13 protein-coding genes are annotated in these 16,896 nt (G+C 42.3%); 9 read left to right on the plus strand and 4 right to left on the minus strand.

The features are described from left to right. Nucleotides 1-56 precede the first annotated feature (56 nt). The gene (ltaE, locus tag L4D12_RS02050; RefSeq protein ID WP_428446156.1) at nt 57-1,079 is read right to left on the minus strand and encodes a low-specificity L-threonine aldolase; all 1,023 of its coding nucleotides are present in this window, start codon (nt 1,077-1,079) and stop codon (nt 57-59) included. Between the two features lie 363 nt (nt 1,080-1,442). Here ltaE and L4D12_RS02055 point away from each other — a divergent pair, with 363 nt between their 5' ends. Continuing rightward, entirely contained in the window at nt 1,443-1,745 is a 303-nt protein-coding gene (locus L4D12_RS02055) for a hypothetical protein (RefSeq protein WP_428446157.1), read from the plus strand. A 120-nt stretch (nt 1,746-1,865) separates the two neighbouring features. Here the strand turns inward: L4D12_RS02055 and nagA are convergent, their stop codons facing one another. Beyond that, the gene (gene nagA, locus L4D12_RS02060; protein ID WP_428446158.1) at nt 1,866-2,990 is read right to left on the minus strand and encodes an N-acetylglucosamine-6-phosphate deacetylase; all 1,125 of its coding nucleotides are present in this window, start codon (nt 2,988-2,990) and stop codon (nt 1,866-1,868) included. 213 nt (nt 2,991-3,203) lie between these two features. Here nagA and L4D12_RS02065 point away from each other — a divergent pair, with 213 nt between their 5' ends. Together L4D12_RS02065 and L4D12_RS02070 are read left to right on the plus strand one after the other, a co-directional pair. Beyond that, a complete protein-coding gene (locus L4D12_RS02065; RefSeq protein ID WP_428446159.1) occupies nt 3,204-4,616 on the plus strand; it encodes an MDR family MFS transporter in 1,413 nt (470 codons plus the stop codon). Between the two features lie 91 nt (nt 4,617-4,707). Next, the gene (locus tag L4D12_RS02070) at nt 4,708-5,469 is read left to right on the plus strand and encodes a DmsC/YnfH family molybdoenzyme membrane anchor subunit (protein ID WP_428446160.1); all 762 of its coding nucleotides are present in this window, start codon (nt 4,708-4,710) and stop codon (nt 5,467-5,469) included. A 98-nt stretch (nt 5,470-5,567) separates the two neighbouring features. Here L4D12_RS02070 and L4D12_RS02075 read toward each other — a convergent pair whose 3' ends face one another. After that, on the minus strand, nt 5,568-6,107 hold the full coding sequence (locus L4D12_RS02075) for a hydrolase (RefSeq protein ID WP_428446161.1): 540 nt from the start codon (nt 6,105-6,107) through the stop codon (nt 5,568-5,570). A 102-nt stretch (nt 6,108-6,209) separates the two neighbouring features. Further along, entirely contained in the window at nt 6,210-7,754 is a 1,545-nt protein-coding gene (locus tag L4D12_RS02080; protein WP_428446162.1) for a glutamate synthase-related protein, read from the minus strand. 289 nt (nt 7,755-8,043) lie between these two features. Between L4D12_RS02080 and L4D12_RS02085 the strand changes: the two genes are divergently transcribed. From L4D12_RS02085 to pulA, 6 genes are all read left to right on the plus strand, one after another. Then, nucleotides 8,044-8,733, plus strand: coding sequence for a VC0807 family protein (locus tag L4D12_RS02085; protein ID WP_428446163.1), 690 nt, complete (start codon nt 8,044-8,046; stop codon nt 8,731-8,733). Nucleotides 8,734-8,883: 150 nt separating this feature from the next. Continuing rightward, entirely contained in the window at nt 8,884-9,165 is a 282-nt protein-coding gene (gene ppiC, locus L4D12_RS02090) for a peptidylprolyl isomerase PpiC (RefSeq protein WP_428446164.1), read from the plus strand. Nucleotides 9,166-10,205: 1,040 nt separating this feature from the next. Beyond that, nucleotides 10,206-10,442, plus strand: a complete 237-nt coding sequence (locus L4D12_RS02095) for a DinI-like family protein (RefSeq protein WP_428446165.1) — start codon at nt 10,206-10,208, stop codon at nt 10,440-10,442. A 257-nt stretch (nt 10,443-10,699) separates the two neighbouring features. Further along, nucleotides 10,700-11,296, plus strand: coding sequence for a hypothetical protein (locus L4D12_RS02100; RefSeq protein WP_428446166.1), 597 nt, complete (start codon nt 10,700-10,702; stop codon nt 11,294-11,296). Between the two features lie 644 nt (nt 11,297-11,940). Continuing rightward, nucleotides 11,941-13,170: an autotransporter domain-containing protein gene (locus L4D12_RS02105; protein ID WP_428446167.1), complete on the plus strand. Its 1,230-nt coding sequence runs from the start codon at nt 11,941-11,943 to the stop codon at nt 13,168-13,170. Nucleotides 13,171-13,415: 245 nt separating this feature from the next. After that, nucleotides 13,416-16,733 (plus strand): pullulanase-type alpha-1,6-glucosidase, encoded by a 3,318-nt coding sequence (gene pulA / locus L4D12_RS02110; protein WP_428446168.1) that lies wholly within the window; start codon nt 13,416-13,418, stop codon nt 16,731-16,733. The last annotated feature ends 163 nt before the right edge of the window (nt 16,734-16,896 follow it).

Here is a 16,896-nt window from a genome sequence, read left to right on the forward strand (position 1 = left end):
ATATCGCGATAAAAGGCACAATACTGTGCCTTTTTGTATTTTAGATATAGGTTTGATTACTTTTCTTGAGCTGAAACGGCACGACTAAGCGCAGACAAAAAGGTGTCAATGTCGTCACGGCTTATATCGAGATGAGTCACGAAGCGCATTGGCTGCCCTTTACTGATTAATATCCCTTGTTGCTCTAATGTATCAACAAGCTGCAGTTGATCGATAGTGGGATCTACGTGAGCAAAGAGTATATTTGTTTGCACATGCTCAACGTTGACCTTGAAACCTGAGACGTTATTGAGTTGCTCAGCCAGATATTTCGCATTGGCATGATCATTGGCTAGACGTTCGACATTATCGGTAAGTGCCATTTTTGCAGCAGCCGCGAGTATTCCGGCTTGTCGCATTCCGCCGCCAAGCATTTTACGCCACCGACGGGTGCGTTGGATGAATGCTTGCTCACCAAGAACAAGAGAGCCGATTGGTGCACCTAAGCCTTTTGATAGGCAGATCGTCATTGAGTCAAAGTGCTGGCTTATTTCTGTAATGTCAACATTCAGGGCAACGGCAGCGTTATAGGCGCGAGCGCCATCAAGGTGCAGTTTTAAGTTATGTTGATTAACAAACTGGCGCGCTTGTGCAAGGTAGCTAAGAGGAAGCACTTTGCCATTGATGGTATTTTCAAGGCTAAGTAAGCGAGTGCGAGCAAAATGCGGATCATCAGGCTTGATTGAAGCGGCAAGTTTGGCAAAAGAAAGTGTACCGTCTTTTTCATTTTCTATTGGTTGCGGCTGGATAGAACCAAGTACTGCGGCACCTCCAGCTTCAAATTTGTAATTGTGTGCTTGTTGACCACACAAATATTCATCGCCACGGCCACAGTGCGCCATCAGAGAAAGTAAGTTTGCCTGTGTACCTGAACTACAAAATAGTGCAGATTCAAATCCATGGCGTTTAGCGGCCCATTGCTCAAGTTCATTGACGGTTGGGTCATCACCATAAACATCATCGCCTACGTCAGCATCAGCCATGGCGTTTCTCATCGCTTTACTTGGGCGGGTGACGGTATCAGAACGAAAATCTATCATTGCTATTTCCTTGTATTTTAGCCAATTGAGCTATGAACATGAAGCACGCTGCGCTCACGTTGAATCCTGCATCGTGAGGATGTTGGGTCTACAACGTAGTCCGCGTTGCAGGAATCGCAAATTATAATTATGTCATGAAGCATTTCAGTAACAAAAATTTGATATGCGACATAAAAACGACTGAATGTTGATGAAGATTTAATAAAATCAATTTTCAAGCCTCTGCCTTGGCTAAACTAATAGTGTTAGCACCATTGAAGTACTCGAAATAGTATGGAATAGGGTGGTAAGCACAAGTTTTTATCGCCATTATTTATGGTGGCCACTTGTGTGACATGGCGCAATACAGATAGGAGGCTGGACATGTTGACTGAGCGTAGACAGTTTATTTTGCCTGGAGAGACTGGGTTTCATGCGGATATAACTGTAAACCCAATCGGTGAGCTTGACGTCAATATATTAGAAAAAGATAACCATCTTACGGGGGAATTCAGTGAGCTGTGTTTTTATACTCGAGGTAAGAAAACGGAACTCGTGTGCAAAGATCAGCAAGTACCTGATACCGTAAGGTGGCACTTATATTTGGCCAGTGATGATGCAAGAGAGCTCGCTGAGTTGATTGAGTTAGCTGAAGACGAGTATGAAATATTGATGCGTGATTTATAGTAACAATGGCGTAACTTATCGCATCAGTGTTCGAATGAAATACATATTTGTCATTTAGCCCTGATATCTTTCAGGGCTATTTTTTACCATTTCTCGGTAAATAAGAGAGTGTCGTTGCGCTTAGATCCGTTTAGTCCCCATTTGGAATACGCTGCATACGTTATTATTGTCATCAAGCAAGGTGACATTTGCTTTATATCCAACAGCCAGCATTCCGTATTGGTCGTCAATACCGATTGCTTTTGCTGGATAAAGGGTAGCCATGCGTAACGATTCCTCGCGGCTTATTCCAACATACTGAATCAAATTACGAACACCTTCTATCATCGTAATTGCAGATCCTGCAATCGTACCGTCCTCATAATGACATTTGCCGTTAGTGACATAGCCTTTGGTTCCAGCCATGTCATATTCTGTCATGTCGGTGCCTGCGGGGGTGACGGCATCAGTGACCATAAAGAGCTTTTCCCCTAATTGCTGGTGGGCGATTCTAACGGAGGCATAGGCAGAATGAATACCATCGACGATGATGCCAGCATACGGCTTTTTGTCAAAAATATAGCCTACAGTACCTGGTTCTCGAGAGCCAAGAGGTGTCATTGCATTATAGAGATGTGTTGCCATGTCGATATTGTCTTTAGCAATGAGATCATCATAGGTAGCATTGGTATGACCCAGAGAGACGGTGATCCCTGCATTGTTTAAGATATCAATAACACGTTGAGAAGTATGCTCAGGTGCGAGAGTGACAACGGCGATGTGCGCGTTGTTATCTGCTAAATAGGATGCCGTTAATTCATCAAGAATTCGGATGTGATTTTCGTTATGGGCTCCTTTTTTTTCAGTGCTAATAAATGGACCTTCAAGATGGAGCCCAAGGATCCCTTCCAATTCTTTATTCTCAATGCTTGAAACGACATTAATGGCGTCGCACATCTTATCATGGTGACTGGTTATAAAGGTGGGTAAGTATTGTGTTGTACCGTTTTTAAGGTTAGTTTGATTCATGATATCTAGAGTTTTTTTATCAATATCAATGTTGAAAAGTACGCCTCCACAACCGTTGATTTGTAGGTCAATGAAACCAGCGGTCGCGGTCATTCCCTCACCGGAATAAGTGCGAGCGGGTAAGGTAGCTTCATCCATAGGGGTAATGGACTGAATGGTGTCTCCCTCAATAAAGATGGCCTGATTGCTGAGGGTGGTAAAACCGTTGAAAACATTGACATTGGTAATGGCGTACATAAGTATTCCTCTTATTCAGGCACATAGACTGAGGTCTGCGTAATCAAAATTGGCTCTGTAATGCGCAACTTAATTTTCATTTAAAATTAAGATTACTAGATAACCGATATATGTCAATAGTACAGTCGGCATAAGTTGAGGTTACCGCTGATATAACTTGTTTTCGAAATTCATCACATGATTTATCATGCAAATGAATTTTGAGGAGAGTGTATGTCGCCAAAAACGATTTTTGCCAGTGTTGCATTGGTTATAGCGCTTGGTTCACTAGAAAAAAGTATTGTTACAACCCCTTTACCCATTATTGGTGAGGAACTAGGCGCAGGACAGGCGTTAACATGGATTGTTACGGCTTATTTATTGGCTGCAACAGCGGTACTTCCGGTATACGGCAAACTAAGCGATATATTTGGTCGCGTAAAAATGCTCAATATTAGTGTGGTGCTGTTTGTATTGGGATCAGTCGCATGCGGCTTAGCGGAAGATCTGCCCAGTCTTATTGGCGCGCGTGTGCTGCAAGGGATTGGTGGAGGAGGGTTGATTGCGCTTGCCTTTACTGTCATCGCGGACTGTATTCCTGCTCGCGAGGTGGGGAAATACCAAGGGTATATCTCCGCAGTTTATGCGGTATCGAGTATTGCAGGCCCTCTGCTGGGGGGCTTTTTTGCTGAGCATTTAAGTTGGCGCTGGGTATTTTGGATTAATATTCCGCTCGGTGGCTTGGCGCTGTGGCTAATTAATACGAATTTAAAGCACTTGAATAAAGGACGAGATAGTCAGTTTGACTGGTTAGGAGCCGGATTGCTTATGATTGTTACTAGCTTGCTGTTGCTGCTGTTATCACCAGAATCCATGTTTAGTAATGATGTATTAGCGATCTCATTGCTGATTGTGACTGTATTGCTCGTTATGGTTGAGCGTCGGGTGGCGGATCCCATTATACCCGCAAGAATCTTCAAGTTACCGGGCTATGCAATTAGCGTATTACTTATTATGTGCTCACAGCTGCTGATGTTTGCCGTATTAGTGTATTTACCGCTGCAGATGCAATGGCAACATGGTATGTCCGCTTCAGGCAGTGGACTCATTATGATGGTATTTATGATGAGCATTACCATTGGCGCCTATCTCGGCGGTAAAAGGATTGCTAAAACTGGTTACTACAAGTCATTAATTGTGGCGGGTTTTGCAATGGCTTCAGTCGCAATGTTTTTACTGTATCGTGGAATAATGCCAAACATGGCGTTGGCATTAGCAGGGGCAGGCCTAGGGTTAACCTTACCATCACTCAATGTAGTGGTTCAGAATGTCTTACCGCCACATGATAGGGGGATCGGGCTATCCATGTTCGGTTATGGTAGAGAGCTTGGTGGCGCTGTCGGTGTCGCATTCTGCTCAGCACTATTCCACATTAAAGTACCCGTACTTATCGGTGAAGGTAGCGGGCATGGTTTAGCTGATTTTGATTCGCAGATATTGGGCGAAGGTTTCACGCTTACATATGGGGGTATGGCGCTGATAGCTATTATTGCATTTATAGTTGCCATGTTGTTGCTTAAAGCTCAAGCATTATCAAGTGATGTTGAAGGTGTTGAAAAACCATATCAACCCGTTGCTAGCAAATAATAAAATAGAACAACAACGTAAGGTAAGGCAAAATGTCTTCCTTTGTTTCATCTTGAATTTTAGCAGTTCGCTGCTGGTATAGAGGTTAGTTATGGCTTGGTATGAGTGGCCATTGATTCTTTCGAGTGTTTTTGCTCAATTGGCAATTGGTGCCTTTATTGTTCTTGGCGGGGTGATCCTCAGTGGTCAACTGTGTTTTGGTCAGATGGATCGTCTGCATCGTACCCTTCCTGCACTGTGGCTGATGTTATTTTCATCACTGACCTTACGTGAAGTCACATTAATTTTTTCTAATACCGCTACAGTCTATAGTCTTGGCATCGAAGCCTTGATGGTGATGGGCTTCTTCGCATTAGCATTGATATATTGGTTTGTTGAAAAAGGGTTAGTGGGGAATGACAACCTCCGTAAGATCGTGCTGATTATCACGTTGATTGCGGGGGCAAGCTACTTACTTCATGGCTTGATGGTTAGAAGCACACAGTGGATGGTGGCAGCGCACTTCTTCGCAACGACATTATGCGGTGGGACATTACTTGCTCACACGGCATTAGTCAGAGCCGAACATAAGGTTGAAAAGGTCGATACTTATCTGCCCATTATCGGCGCTCTGATCACCCTGATATGCCTGCTAACTGGATTACCTCAATTAACTGAATTAGCCAATAGGGCTGAGCTTACTAATGATATCGCCCCGTTTATCGCTCAAGTGGCGAGTTTAGGCTTGTTGTTGGCTGCCGTAGGCGTCTGGTTTATGCCTATTTTGACTAAGAGTAAGCCTGCATCAAACGTGATGACGTATGCCTTAGTTCTCATTGTTATTTCTTCTTACTGCGCAGGCGTCGGTTATTAACTTGCAGACCTGTCGATGAGCCATCCAAAAAGCCGTAATAGTTGATTTTATTACGGCTTTTTTTGTGAACGCTACGGTAGCTTAGAGACAAATTAATCTTACTTAATAATGGTTAAGATCTGCTTAAACCGTTCCCCTTCAGCCACTTCTTGCAATTCAAATAGCACCATCTCGGTTGAGGTTATTGCCGCTCCGGCTTGTTGCATTTTGTTCAGAGCGATGTGCTTATTAGAGAGTTCGCGGGAAGATATGGCATCACTGACCACTTCAACATGATAACCATTGTCAAGTAACTGCTGAACAGTCTGGTAGACGCAGATATGGGCTTCAATGCCGACCACGACCACGTTTTTACAGCCAGTCTGCTGCAGTGCTGTGACGAATTGCTCATCGCGATAGCAACTGAAGCTGTTTTTTGCGATAGGCGTAATATGCGATAGTTGATCCGCAATTTGAGGAATCGTCGGTCCCAGCTTATGAGGTAGCTGCTCTACCCAGATGATCGGCATTTCAAGGATCTTTGCGCCTTTAACCATTGTTTCTAGTTTTTGGAAAAGAGCACCATAATTTGCCATTATTTGTGCGAGTTTCCCTTGAACATCAATAATAACAAGTGCAGTGTTAGTGGCTGATATCATTGTGAATTCCTTTTAGGGTGGCCGTCTTTACGAATATACTCAAGCTACATCAAGATGATAATTTCTGCGAGCAGTTATTATCTGAAATCAGCTATCTATGATTTATTCTCGCTGTTTAAAACCTGAATACTCGATGCCTGCTAATAACGACATGTCATGATTCCATGTGGCAAGGTCATCTTTGTTAAATTGGTTAAGGTGGTGGTGGCCGCAAGCACGTGCCATGACTTGCATTAGCTTCGTTGAAGCAGACAAAAAATTGGCTAACTGATGAGCCGATTTTTCTATGTTAAGCTTTTGGCGCAGATCGTCTCTTTGTGTCGCAATGCCTGCAGGACAATTGTTGGTATTGCAAATACGAGCAGCCACACAACCGATTGACTGCATAGCACTATTTGCTATCGCAATACCATCTGCACCCAGAGCAAGCGCTTTGATGAAATCGGCAGGAGTGCGCAGTCCGCCAGTAATAATCAGAGTCACATTATTCGACATCCCATGTTTATCAAGGAAGTATCGAGCACGAGATAATGCAGGGATAGTAGGGACGCTAATGTGATCACGAAACAGGCTTGGTGCGGCGCCAGTGCCACCACCACGACCGTCCAAAATGATGTAATCGGCACCAGCTTCAAGGGCAAAATTTATATCGCGCTCGATATGGTTTGCACTGAGTTTGAAGCCTATCGGAATGCCACCGGTGATCACCCTGACATTTTCAGCAAAAGCCGAAAAATCGCGGGGGGATTTTAAGTCTTCGAAGGTAGGGGGAGAAATAGCGTCAGTTCCCGGTTTTAAGCCGCGGGTCTGTGCTATCTTTCCGATGTTTTTCGCCGCAGGAAGGTGCCCACCTGTTCCTGTTTTTGCACCTTGTCCCCCCTTAAAGTGAAATGCTTGGATTTTTTTCAACAACCCTTCGTGATAGCCGAATTTAGCGCTGGCCAACTCGTAGAAATAGCGGGAGTTGGCCTGTTGCTCTTCTGCTAGCATACCGCCTTCGCCAGAACAGATCCCTGTCCCAGCGAGTTCCGCCCCCATTGCCAAGGCGATTTTGGCCTCTTCTGATAACGCGCCAAAACTCATGTCAGAGACAAACAGAGGAGTATCAAGCACCAGTGGACGTTTCGCCTTAGGGCCGATCACAAGTTCTGTGCCGACTTTAGCATTATCTTGTAAAGGCTTGCTCGCCATCTGGGCAACCATGATTTGAATATCATCCCATTCAGGTAATTGGTTTCGAGGTACACCCATTGCGGTCATTGGTCCATGGTGACCCATTGAGGTTAACCCATCTTTCGCAAGTTGATGGATAAAAGCAACTGTAGGCTCTTCGGCGGTAGGGCGTGCGATTGGCATATCCCCTGCATCGGATGTTATTCCTGGTCCTTCTTTTCCGACATTATCAGCATTAAATTGTTGATGAGAACCGTCGCAATAAGGGGGATTTTTCGTATGTTTACAGGCACAAAGAAAAGCATCCTCATCATTACCGGCCTTAAACTTTAGTGGCGTGAACTCAGTCGACTGGTGTGAACCATCGCAAAAAGGTTGGCTGGATGAATGGCCACACGTACAAAAATAGTAACTTTTGCCTTTTTCTAGCTGCACTTGAATAGGAAGGTTATTGGCGATCACAGGTTTACTCATCTCACACTCCTAACAGAAAAGTGGGTATGTGTTAGAATCTGATTATGGAGGAGGATAGAGAGCTTTGCAGAATTTGCGTTGTTGTATATTCTTATGGAAGTAAGTTACCTCAAGTTGCAAAGAGTCTGGTGTTCACAGTATGAAATGAGAGACTTAAGGGTGTTTTGGCACTCACATAGAGAACACTCACACGGGGATTTAACCTTTTGTAACGTACATCTACTTTACAGCGGCAGTAATTCACGAAACAATACAGATGTTTACAGTTTGGATGACTTTGTAAGATATTATGACAGAAAAAAAAGCAAGCCCACTTAATGACCTGATTTTTAACGTTATTGTGCCTTCAGTTGTATTGATGAAGCTCAGTAGTGACGAGTACCTTGGTTCCGTAGGTGCTTTAGTCATTGCGTTGGCTTTCCCGATTGTGTTTGGCGGCTATGAGCTGATCAAATACAAAAAATTCAATTTCATTTCATTGCTTGGTTTTGTCAGTGTGTTGTTGACAGGGGGGATTGGACTGCTTGAGCTCGACAACAAGTGGTTAGCTGTTAAAGAAGCCTTAATTCCTGGCCTGATAGGTATTGGTGTTTTTGTCTCAACGTTTACCAAGTATCCGGTAGTCAGTAAATTGCTGATCAATGATACAGTGTTAAACATGTCTTTGATTCACGAGAAACTACGTGAATTTGGGAAAAGCGATGCGTTTGAACGTAGTTTAGTGATTGCCAATTACTTGTTTGCCAGTACGTTTGTCTTTTCCTCTGTGATGAATTATGTGTTGGCCAAGACGATTGTCACAAGTCCTTCAGGTTCACAGGCGTTCAATGAAGAGTTGGGGCGCTTAACTTTAGTGAGCTACCCGATGATAGCGATCCCATCCATGCTGATGATGATGGGTATCTTCTTCTATATGTGGCGACAAATTCGCCAGATGACGCAACTGAAAGCCGCACAGATTTTAAAATCTGAAAGCTAACATCAGGTGTTGTAAGATCTCAAGAAAGCCAGCTGTGATGCTGGCTTTCTTGTCTCTGAGCTTGATATACCCAGTGCTAAATACTTGCTACTTTGCGTGATTTATCGCACACTTCCACCGATTTAATAACGGCAACGCTAGGTTACAAACATGGCATCAACAGCAGCAGCGCTTCACATTTTGGTGAAGCATAAAGAACAGGCAGACGACATCCTTAAGCAATTGAAAAAGGGTGAGAAATTTCAAAACCTTGCAAAAAAATATTCAACCTGTCCATCCGGCAAGCGTGGTGGTGATCTAGGTGAATTCCGTAAAGGTGCAATGGTTCCTGCATTCGATAAAGCCGTCTTTACTGGCAAAGTATTAGAGCCTATTGGTCCGGTGAAGACTAAATTCGGCTACCACATTATCAAGGTTCTATATCGGACCTAATAAACACTTATAATTCAATGTCCTGAGTATTTCGTGTGTTTTCTTGGGGCAAAAATGGGGCAATTTGCCCCAATTTTTTTAATTGGCTCCAGATTTTTTATTTTCTGCTTTTGAATTATCGTATTGGACATCCATTTTCCATAAACCGTAGCTTATAACGCTTCGCAAACAGATACCGGCCCGTTTAGTAATAATCATCCATAATTTTGATAAAATGAACCATTAAATAAATGGCTTCTTGACTGAGTAATTGATAATAGTAATTTTAGTTAGTATGTTTTCTGACTAAGCTGCCTTAGTGGTGGCCTTTTTTATATCCCCGCGATTTGCTGGTTTCGAATTAGATGAGTACCGCTTTAATTCGAAAATATGATACCGGCAATATTTTACCTGTTTACTGTTTTGTTTGAAACGTGATCGATATCAAGTGGCTAATATATACTTTTTAGGTATTTGAGTTACAATTTGTTCACTTAATTCTTGTTATTTATTCTTTATTGGAATGAAATTACAAGTCTACCACGGAAGGATATAAGAGTGCTTATCCATATGGTAAGGCTGGGTGAATGATACGGCAGTTGATTATACTTGATACCTTTAAATTTCGAAGTTGTTCATTGTCTTATGCATTATGGTCTGACGGGGTTATTGAAAAAATGGTTACAAAAAACAACCGAGTTATTTTTTACAATGAAGTCACCGTTTCTCCTCCCACAGAAGAGCTTTGTGTTGAAGAGACCCCATAAATATCTATTATGGGAAATTATATAAGGGAATTTAAAGATTATGAAAGTACTTATCGGTATAAGAATGTGCTATAGCTATTCTACCAACAAATACTGTAGACGTCGGTTTTATGACTGTTAGGACCGATTCGGAGGAAGTAGTGATTTAGTCGTATACTATTTCCCTTATCAGTCTTGACATGCTGGTTGATCTTAATTAGAAATGCTCACATTCATGATAAACAATTCAAATTGAAGTGTTTCGCGTTGCGTATACAATTAACTGTATAAATAAACAGTATTTGGTGGCGTAAGATGCGTATTGAATTAATGCTAAACAAAGTAAGTATTCCAGAAAATGGCTTCCCAAAGATAGAAAGTGAATTCATTCGTCGAATGGAGCAACACTGGCCTGATGCAATGATACGTGTTCGTACAGGAACAATTAATGACTTAACCGTACTCGGTGGGCCTAAAGACTGTAAAGCAGAAGTAGGCGCGGTTTTAGAAGAGATGTTTGATGAAGCGGATGAATGGCTGTATAACGAGTAGCTGGTCATCAGTCTGGTATAAATTCACTAGAGTGAAATGTTTGTTGCTGGAATGATATTTGTATTTTATCTAATATAGGAAAGGTGTTTTCTTGTCTGAATGTAAATATCGATGATTAAAAACAAATATTAATATAAAATATTGCAATAATAAAGTTCATATTGGGCCATAAAATATTACGATTAATATATTCATAATTGCATTATCACTATGCTGTACTAGTCTTAATTTCAAAACAAGTTCTGGCAAGGTGTATTATGCGTTTACTTTATACATTACTCTGTGGTTTGCTCTTATCGGCGTGTGCACAGATTAACATAACCTCTTCTTGGTATGATTCCACGTATACAAAAATACCAATTAAAAGTGCCTATGTTGTTGCGATGTCGGATAATATCAGCACTCGCAGAATATTCGAAGATGATATGGTGAGCAGGCTGAGAACCGCCGGTGTAAATGCAGTACCTAGTTCTCAAATGTTTCCTAATAAACCACCGACTAAAGAGCAAATAGCGGCATATGCAAAGAACTATGGTATGCAAACCGTGTTTGTTGCACAGTTGGTTGATGTCGAAAATAAAATTGTCGAATACCCTGAAGAAACCCTTGGCTACACAAATGATCTGATGTTCGATGGTTTTTATGATAACGCATATGACTATGTATATGGTGGTAGTTATACCGTTTCTTATGAGGAAATGAACGTCGCATTCACCTTATTTGATACTGTGAGTAAAAGAGCCATTTGGTCAACGTCTGCACAATTTGATCAGAGTGATGATGTGAATAAAACCAGTTCTGAAGTGACTAAACTATTAATTCATAATATGAAAAACTATCATATTGTTGATTAATTTTATACAAATATTTTAAAGGCCCGCATATTGCGGGCTTTTTGTTGTTGGTTAGCGAAGAAGGGTGACAGTGTGTGTCTTATTACGCATGTCTGACCAAGCGAGGATCATTGGGTAATAATATTTTATAATCATGATCCCCATTGCGCTGAATCCAAATAGTAATATGCCTGTTAATCCTGATACTTGTGTATCTGGAACCAGCTCTATTACGGCTGCAATGACTATCCCACCTAGGCATAAAGAAAGAATAGGGTAATAACAGAGCTGGAAAAAATGTCGGAAATTGAAGAATAATTGAAATATTGTAAACCTGAACTTGTTACAAAATTTTACTCTCATGATATTCCTCATGACATGTTATTGTTAACATTAATATAACATTCAATGTTTTACGCCACAAGGCAATTATGTCGTTAAGATGCTATTCAATGGTATTCGGTTATGACGGTAGTTTGATATTCCTGATTCGACAAGCGATTTAGCTCTGTTGATTTATTTATAAAAATAACAGCATTGTGTTTTTTTTGAGACAAAATATGTACGCCATGCTTCCTATACTGAATATGTAGCTAATGATAAGTAAGACACTTTCAATATTTACTATTAGAAATGAGAGTGGAAGACATATTTTTGGGGTCATTATGTTTTTGTCTTTAAAGAAGGTTTCACCTTGCTTACTCGTCACGATTTTGTTTGTCTATTTTTCCGTTTCGAGTCAAGCAAATGAAGAGGACTCAGGCAGTTCCATCAGTGACATGATCACAGAGGAAATGAGCGCAGCAGTGACTGAGTTACGTTTGCTTGCCAGTAATGTACGTGGTGACAAGATTGACAGAAAAATACATTCAAGGCATCTGACTAATCGGTGGGCAGAGCTGAGGACAAATGGGCTTTCTGATCGGACAGTGTTGAATCGAACCTCGGTGAGGGAAGATTCATTTACGCGCTATACATTCCCGATGAGTTCCGATATGACTGTTGATGAGATAAGTGCAATCGAACACAGTAGCCATTCTCGCTTAGGTGGCTATGTACGCGTTGATAATACCATTTATCCCGATTCAACGCCGAATAGAAAGAGTCATGAGTCTGACTACAGCGGTTATTCATTGACCCTGGGTGGCGATTATCTGTTTCGTGAACACTATTTATTTGGTCTCACTCTTGGACTTCCATTTAACCAACCACTGAAAGAATCTAGTGAGACGGAAATCGATGGAATGGTCGCCTCGGGTTATTTTAGCTACCTACGTGACGCGTGGTATGTTGATTTTACTGCCAGCTATGCGGTGATGGATACCGATATTGAACGGCAGGTTTCATTGTATGCCGATTCTGTGATCAATAATGCCAATAATGCTGATTCAGATATTTGGGTATTTACTCTCGGTACGGGTTATGTATTTTATTACAAATATCTAAATATTGCGCTGGAAAGCAGCTTGCAATATACCTTGTCTGATACCGACCGTTATGCAGAGCGAATTTCATTGTCGAATTCCAATTATTTAATTGCCAATATAGACAATGTTGATGCACTTGAGTCGACCATGTTGATCACCGGTATGAGCCTGTCACATCCGTTACGAACACCATTTGGGGTTTTTCAACCTTATGCAAAAGGGTATATTCATTATGATCTTGCAAGTGGGAATGAACATGTAATTTCCCAGCTTAAATCAAACCACTCCGGGAGTATTTTGCCTATTATTGTTGAGTCTGATGATAATGTGTATGGCCGTTTACATCTCGGCATCTCTGGTGCATTAAGTCAAGATTGGTATGGTTATGCTGAAGCAAGCCGTTTGCTTTGGCATGATGATCTGTCGGCGTACACCATTTCTGTTGGTGTCAGTATTGCGTTAGATTAACAAGCGAGCTAATGAGTGGCAAAAGTGTGATTCGTTAGTCCTTTTGTACAGGTATTCTTTGCCTTTAATATCTGTACGGAAAGTGATTTACAGTCAGAAAACGGTAATTTAACGTAAAAATGTCCGTGCTGAGTGCTTTTGATCACAGAATGCAGTCGGTCATTTTCTGTAGAGTTCTCGGCATAAGAAAAACTCAATTTTTATTACTTCCCCCAATAAAATTATGAGTATAAAGGATATTTTCCGTGAACTTTACATTATCTACGGTCGCTAAGGCTGTTATTCCTCTGTGTTCTGCGTTTGTGTTTGTTGGATGTAATAGTTCATCATCTGATGGAAAAGTCGATGATGGATATTTTGATACAACAAACCCACCTGCTATTAATATTGACCTACCAGAAACCGATGGCCCGATGGCTACGTTGTCGCAAAGTGGCCCAATTAATGAGCCTGTTCAAGCCGCGCAAAATGAAGCTGTTATATACATGGTTAGCGGAAATGAAGCAGCCAAAGCGTCAGCTGGTAATTATGCACAATACAGTTTACATGTCTGGAATAATTCGACGTGTGACCGCGCTGGTGAAGTAAACAATGGGTGGACTGATAAGACTATTACACCTGCTGGCGCCGATGACTTCGGCCCATACTGGCGATTGAAGCTTGTTGATGGCAAAACAGACTGTATCAATTTCATCATACGAAATGAAAATCTGGACAATTTATTAGGTAGTGATGCAAAGCTTGATTTTGCCGCAATAGCAGATCGAACAGCCTCATACCTGCCAGGAAGTACAACCGCCTTTGATTCCCGTCGCGATGCTTATGTTCAGCTATTTGGCGTGGCACAAGCCAAAGCGCATTTGGTTGATAGCCATACTCTGATATGGGATGGCGCAGAAGGCGCGAGTGAAGTGCGTTTGTATATTCAGTTGGATGGGACATTTGGGCCGAATGCTGAAAATCAGTATGCGTCTGAATATATTGTGCTTCAACCGACTGCACTAACGGCTGACATTAAAGCAAAATTCCCGCATCTTGCTAATCAACCCGCTTTTGCCATTGATGATGCGATCGATATGCGCGCTGTCATGAAAGCAGAATTAGCCGCATTGGCAGTTGATGAGAAAGGCTTGGTGCTTGAAGGAACCAAAGTACAGCCCGCAGGTGCGTTTGATCAGCTATTTGCTCAGGCAGCAAAACAGGTTGAATTAGGTGCGATCATTGAAGGCAGCAATACCCAATTTAGTGTTTGGGCACCTTCTGCCCAGAACGTTGTTACTGTCCTGTTCGATAGTGATAAGAAAGAGCTTGGTCGTCTTCAGATGGACTACGACGAAATGTCCGGTGTCTGGTCGTTATTAACGGATAAGGCACCAAGTGGGGTATATTATCGCTACTTGGTCGATGTGTTCCATCCTGCTTCTGAAAAAATTGAACGTTACCAGGTCACAGATCCGTACTCACTGAGTTTATCGATGAACTCCGAATACAGCCAGGTGATTGACTTGAATGATCCTGCGTTGAAGCCTGATGGTTGGGATGACTTACAGCGTCCTGTTGACCAATCGAATCCGTCTCAGTTCGTGATTTATGAATCACACGTACGTGATTTCTCCGCGTTAGATAGCTCAACGGCAGAGGCGGCAAGAGGGAAATTTAAAGCCTTTAGCCAGCAAGATACTGTACCGGTCAATCACCTTAAATCGTTGAGTAAGAATGGTGTGACCCACCTGCACCTATTGCCTATCTTTGATATTGCCACCATTAATGAAAACCCAGATGAAGTGGCTAATGTTGATGAGCCTTTTAGTAAGCTGTGTAATGTCAATTCAGGTGTCAAAGCGTCGCAATTTGGCAAGTACTGCTCATCAGATATGTTGATTTCTGAAGTTTTAAACGCAGTGAAGAAAGATGATACAAAAGCCAATCCTGCAGTACAGGAGTTGAACCGTTTTGTGTCTGACACAGATGCATTCAACTGGGGGTATGACCCATTCCATTACACCGTGCCTGAAGGCTCGTACGCCACTAATGCTGAAGGCCCGCAGCGGATCAAAGAACTGCGTGAAGCGGTCATGTCGATCAAAAATGATATTGGCATGAACGTCGTCATGGACGTGGTATATAACCACACCAACTCAGCAGGCCCTGAGGCGCGCACCTCCGTACTCGATAAATTAGTACCATGGTATTACCAACGTTTGGATCCAGTCACTGGTGGCGTTCAGAATTCGACATGCTGTTCAAATACTGCTCCAGAACGAGCAATGTTCGAAAAAATGATCACTGACTCACTGGTGGTATGGTCTCGTGACTACAAAATCGATTCATACCGTTTTGACTTGATGGGCCATCACCCATTAGATCAGATTCAGCGCTCGTTGTTTGCCGTACAAAAAGTTGATCCTGGGACGTATTTTTACGGTGAAGGTTGGAACTTTGGTGAAGTGGCAAATGATGCCTTGTTTGTGCAGGCGACTCAACCTAACTTAGCTGGCACGGGGATCGGTAGCTTCTCTGATCGCCTACGCGATGCAGTCCGAGGTGGCGGTCCGTTTGATGGTGGTGATAATCTTCGTAAAAACCAAGGCTTCGGAAATGGTGCTTCAGTGCTACCTAACGAACACAACACGGTTTCACGAAAAACTGCGTTGCACTTGTCCGATCTTACACGTCTAGGTATGGCAGGTAACCTGAAAGCGTTCAAGATAGTTGATTCAACAGGTAAGACTATCACAGGTGAAAAGCTTGATTATAACGGGCAGCCAGCAGGCTATGCCGCTGATCCGACAGAGATCCAAAACTATGTCTCTAAGCACGATAACCAAACATTATGGGATAATAACCAGTACAAGATTGGTTACGATGTAACAACTGATGTACGGGTTCGGATGCAAGCCGTTTCACTTGCGACAGCGATGCTAGGGCAGGGTGTACCTTTTACCCATATGGGATCTGAGCTACTGCGTTCTAAATCGATGCAGCGTGACTCTTATGATTCAGGGGAGTGGTACAATTTAGTCGACTTTACCCTAGCGGATAATAACTGGGATAAAGGCTTACCACGCAAAGACAAAGATGGCGATAACTACACCATTATTGAAGAGGTAATTTCTCAGGCTGGAACGAAAGCTGATCCAGAATTAGCCGATATTGAAAATATGGTGACTTACTATAAAGAAATGGCACTTCTACGTAAGTCTTACCCGCTCATCACCTTGGGTAAAGGCGAAGAAGTTATTAAGCGGGTTGATTTCCATAACACTGGTATAGATCAAACCGCGGGCTTGATTGTTATGTCCATTGATAACGGTACTGCATCAGGTACTGATATTGATCCTAAGCTTGATGGACTGGTCATTGTAATTAACGCAACTAATCAGGCCCAGCCGATTGATTGGAACACAGACTTAACCCTGAGCCCAATTCATACATCCACACTGGCAAGCAGTGCTAAGTATGAAAACGGCACCATGACAATCCCAGCCTGGACACCAGCGGTCTTTGAAATTCCGCGTAAAGAGGGCAAGCGCGGCGTGGGGATCCCTGTAACGGCTAAATAATAGCGTAGAACGTGTTATCGTAAATTGAAGCCCTCGCAAGAGGGCTTTTTTATTTATGCGAAATAGCATTGTTTTACTTGGTAGCGTTAGAATGAAATATCAAAGTGGTACGTGATATTCTGAGTATTTCCTGATTAAGTCTAACGTTTATAATATGGTTAGC

Source organism: Photobacterium nomapromontoriensis, from assembly GCF_050336815.1.
GTDB classification, from domain to species: domain Bacteria; phylum Pseudomonadota; class Gammaproteobacteria; order Enterobacterales; family Vibrionaceae; genus Photobacterium; species Photobacterium nomapromontoriensis.

Coding starts and splice junctions, on each gene's coding strand:
- ltaE (WP_428446156.1), bottom strand. CDS start 1,079: ATGATAGATTTTCGTTCTGATACCGTCACCCGCCCAAGTAAAGCGATG.
- L4D12_RS02055 (WP_428446157.1), top strand. CDS start 1,443: ATGTTGACTGAGCGTAGACAGTTTATTTTGCCTGGAGAGACTGGGTTT.
- nagA (WP_428446158.1), bottom strand. CDS start 2,990: ATGTACGCCATTACCAATGTCAATGTTTTCAACGGTTTTACCACCCTC.
- L4D12_RS02065 (WP_428446159.1), top strand. CDS start 3,204: ATGTCGCCAAAAACGATTTTTGCCAGTGTTGCATTGGTTATAGCGCTT.
- L4D12_RS02070 (WP_428446160.1), top strand. CDS start 4,708: ATGGCTTGGTATGAGTGGCCATTGATTCTTTCGAGTGTTTTTGCTCAA.
- L4D12_RS02075 (WP_428446161.1), bottom strand. CDS start 6,107: ATGATATCAGCCACTAACACTGCACTTGTTATTATTGATGTTCAAGGG.
- L4D12_RS02080 (WP_428446162.1), bottom strand. CDS start 7,754: ATGAGTAAACCTGTGATCGCCAATAACCTTCCTATTCAAGTGCAGCTA.
- L4D12_RS02085 (WP_428446163.1), top strand. CDS start 8,044: ATGACAGAAAAAAAAGCAAGCCCACTTAATGACCTGATTTTTAACGTT.
- ppiC (WP_428446164.1), top strand. CDS start 8,884: ATGGCATCAACAGCAGCAGCGCTTCACATTTTGGTGAAGCATAAAGAA.
- L4D12_RS02095 (WP_428446165.1), top strand. CDS start 10,206: ATGCGTATTGAATTAATGCTAAACAAAGTAAGTATTCCAGAAAATGGC.
- L4D12_RS02100 (WP_428446166.1), top strand. CDS start 10,700: ATGCGTTTACTTTATACATTACTCTGTGGTTTGCTCTTATCGGCGTGT.
- L4D12_RS02105 (WP_428446167.1), top strand. CDS start 11,941: ATGTTTTTGTCTTTAAAGAAGGTTTCACCTTGCTTACTCGTCACGATT.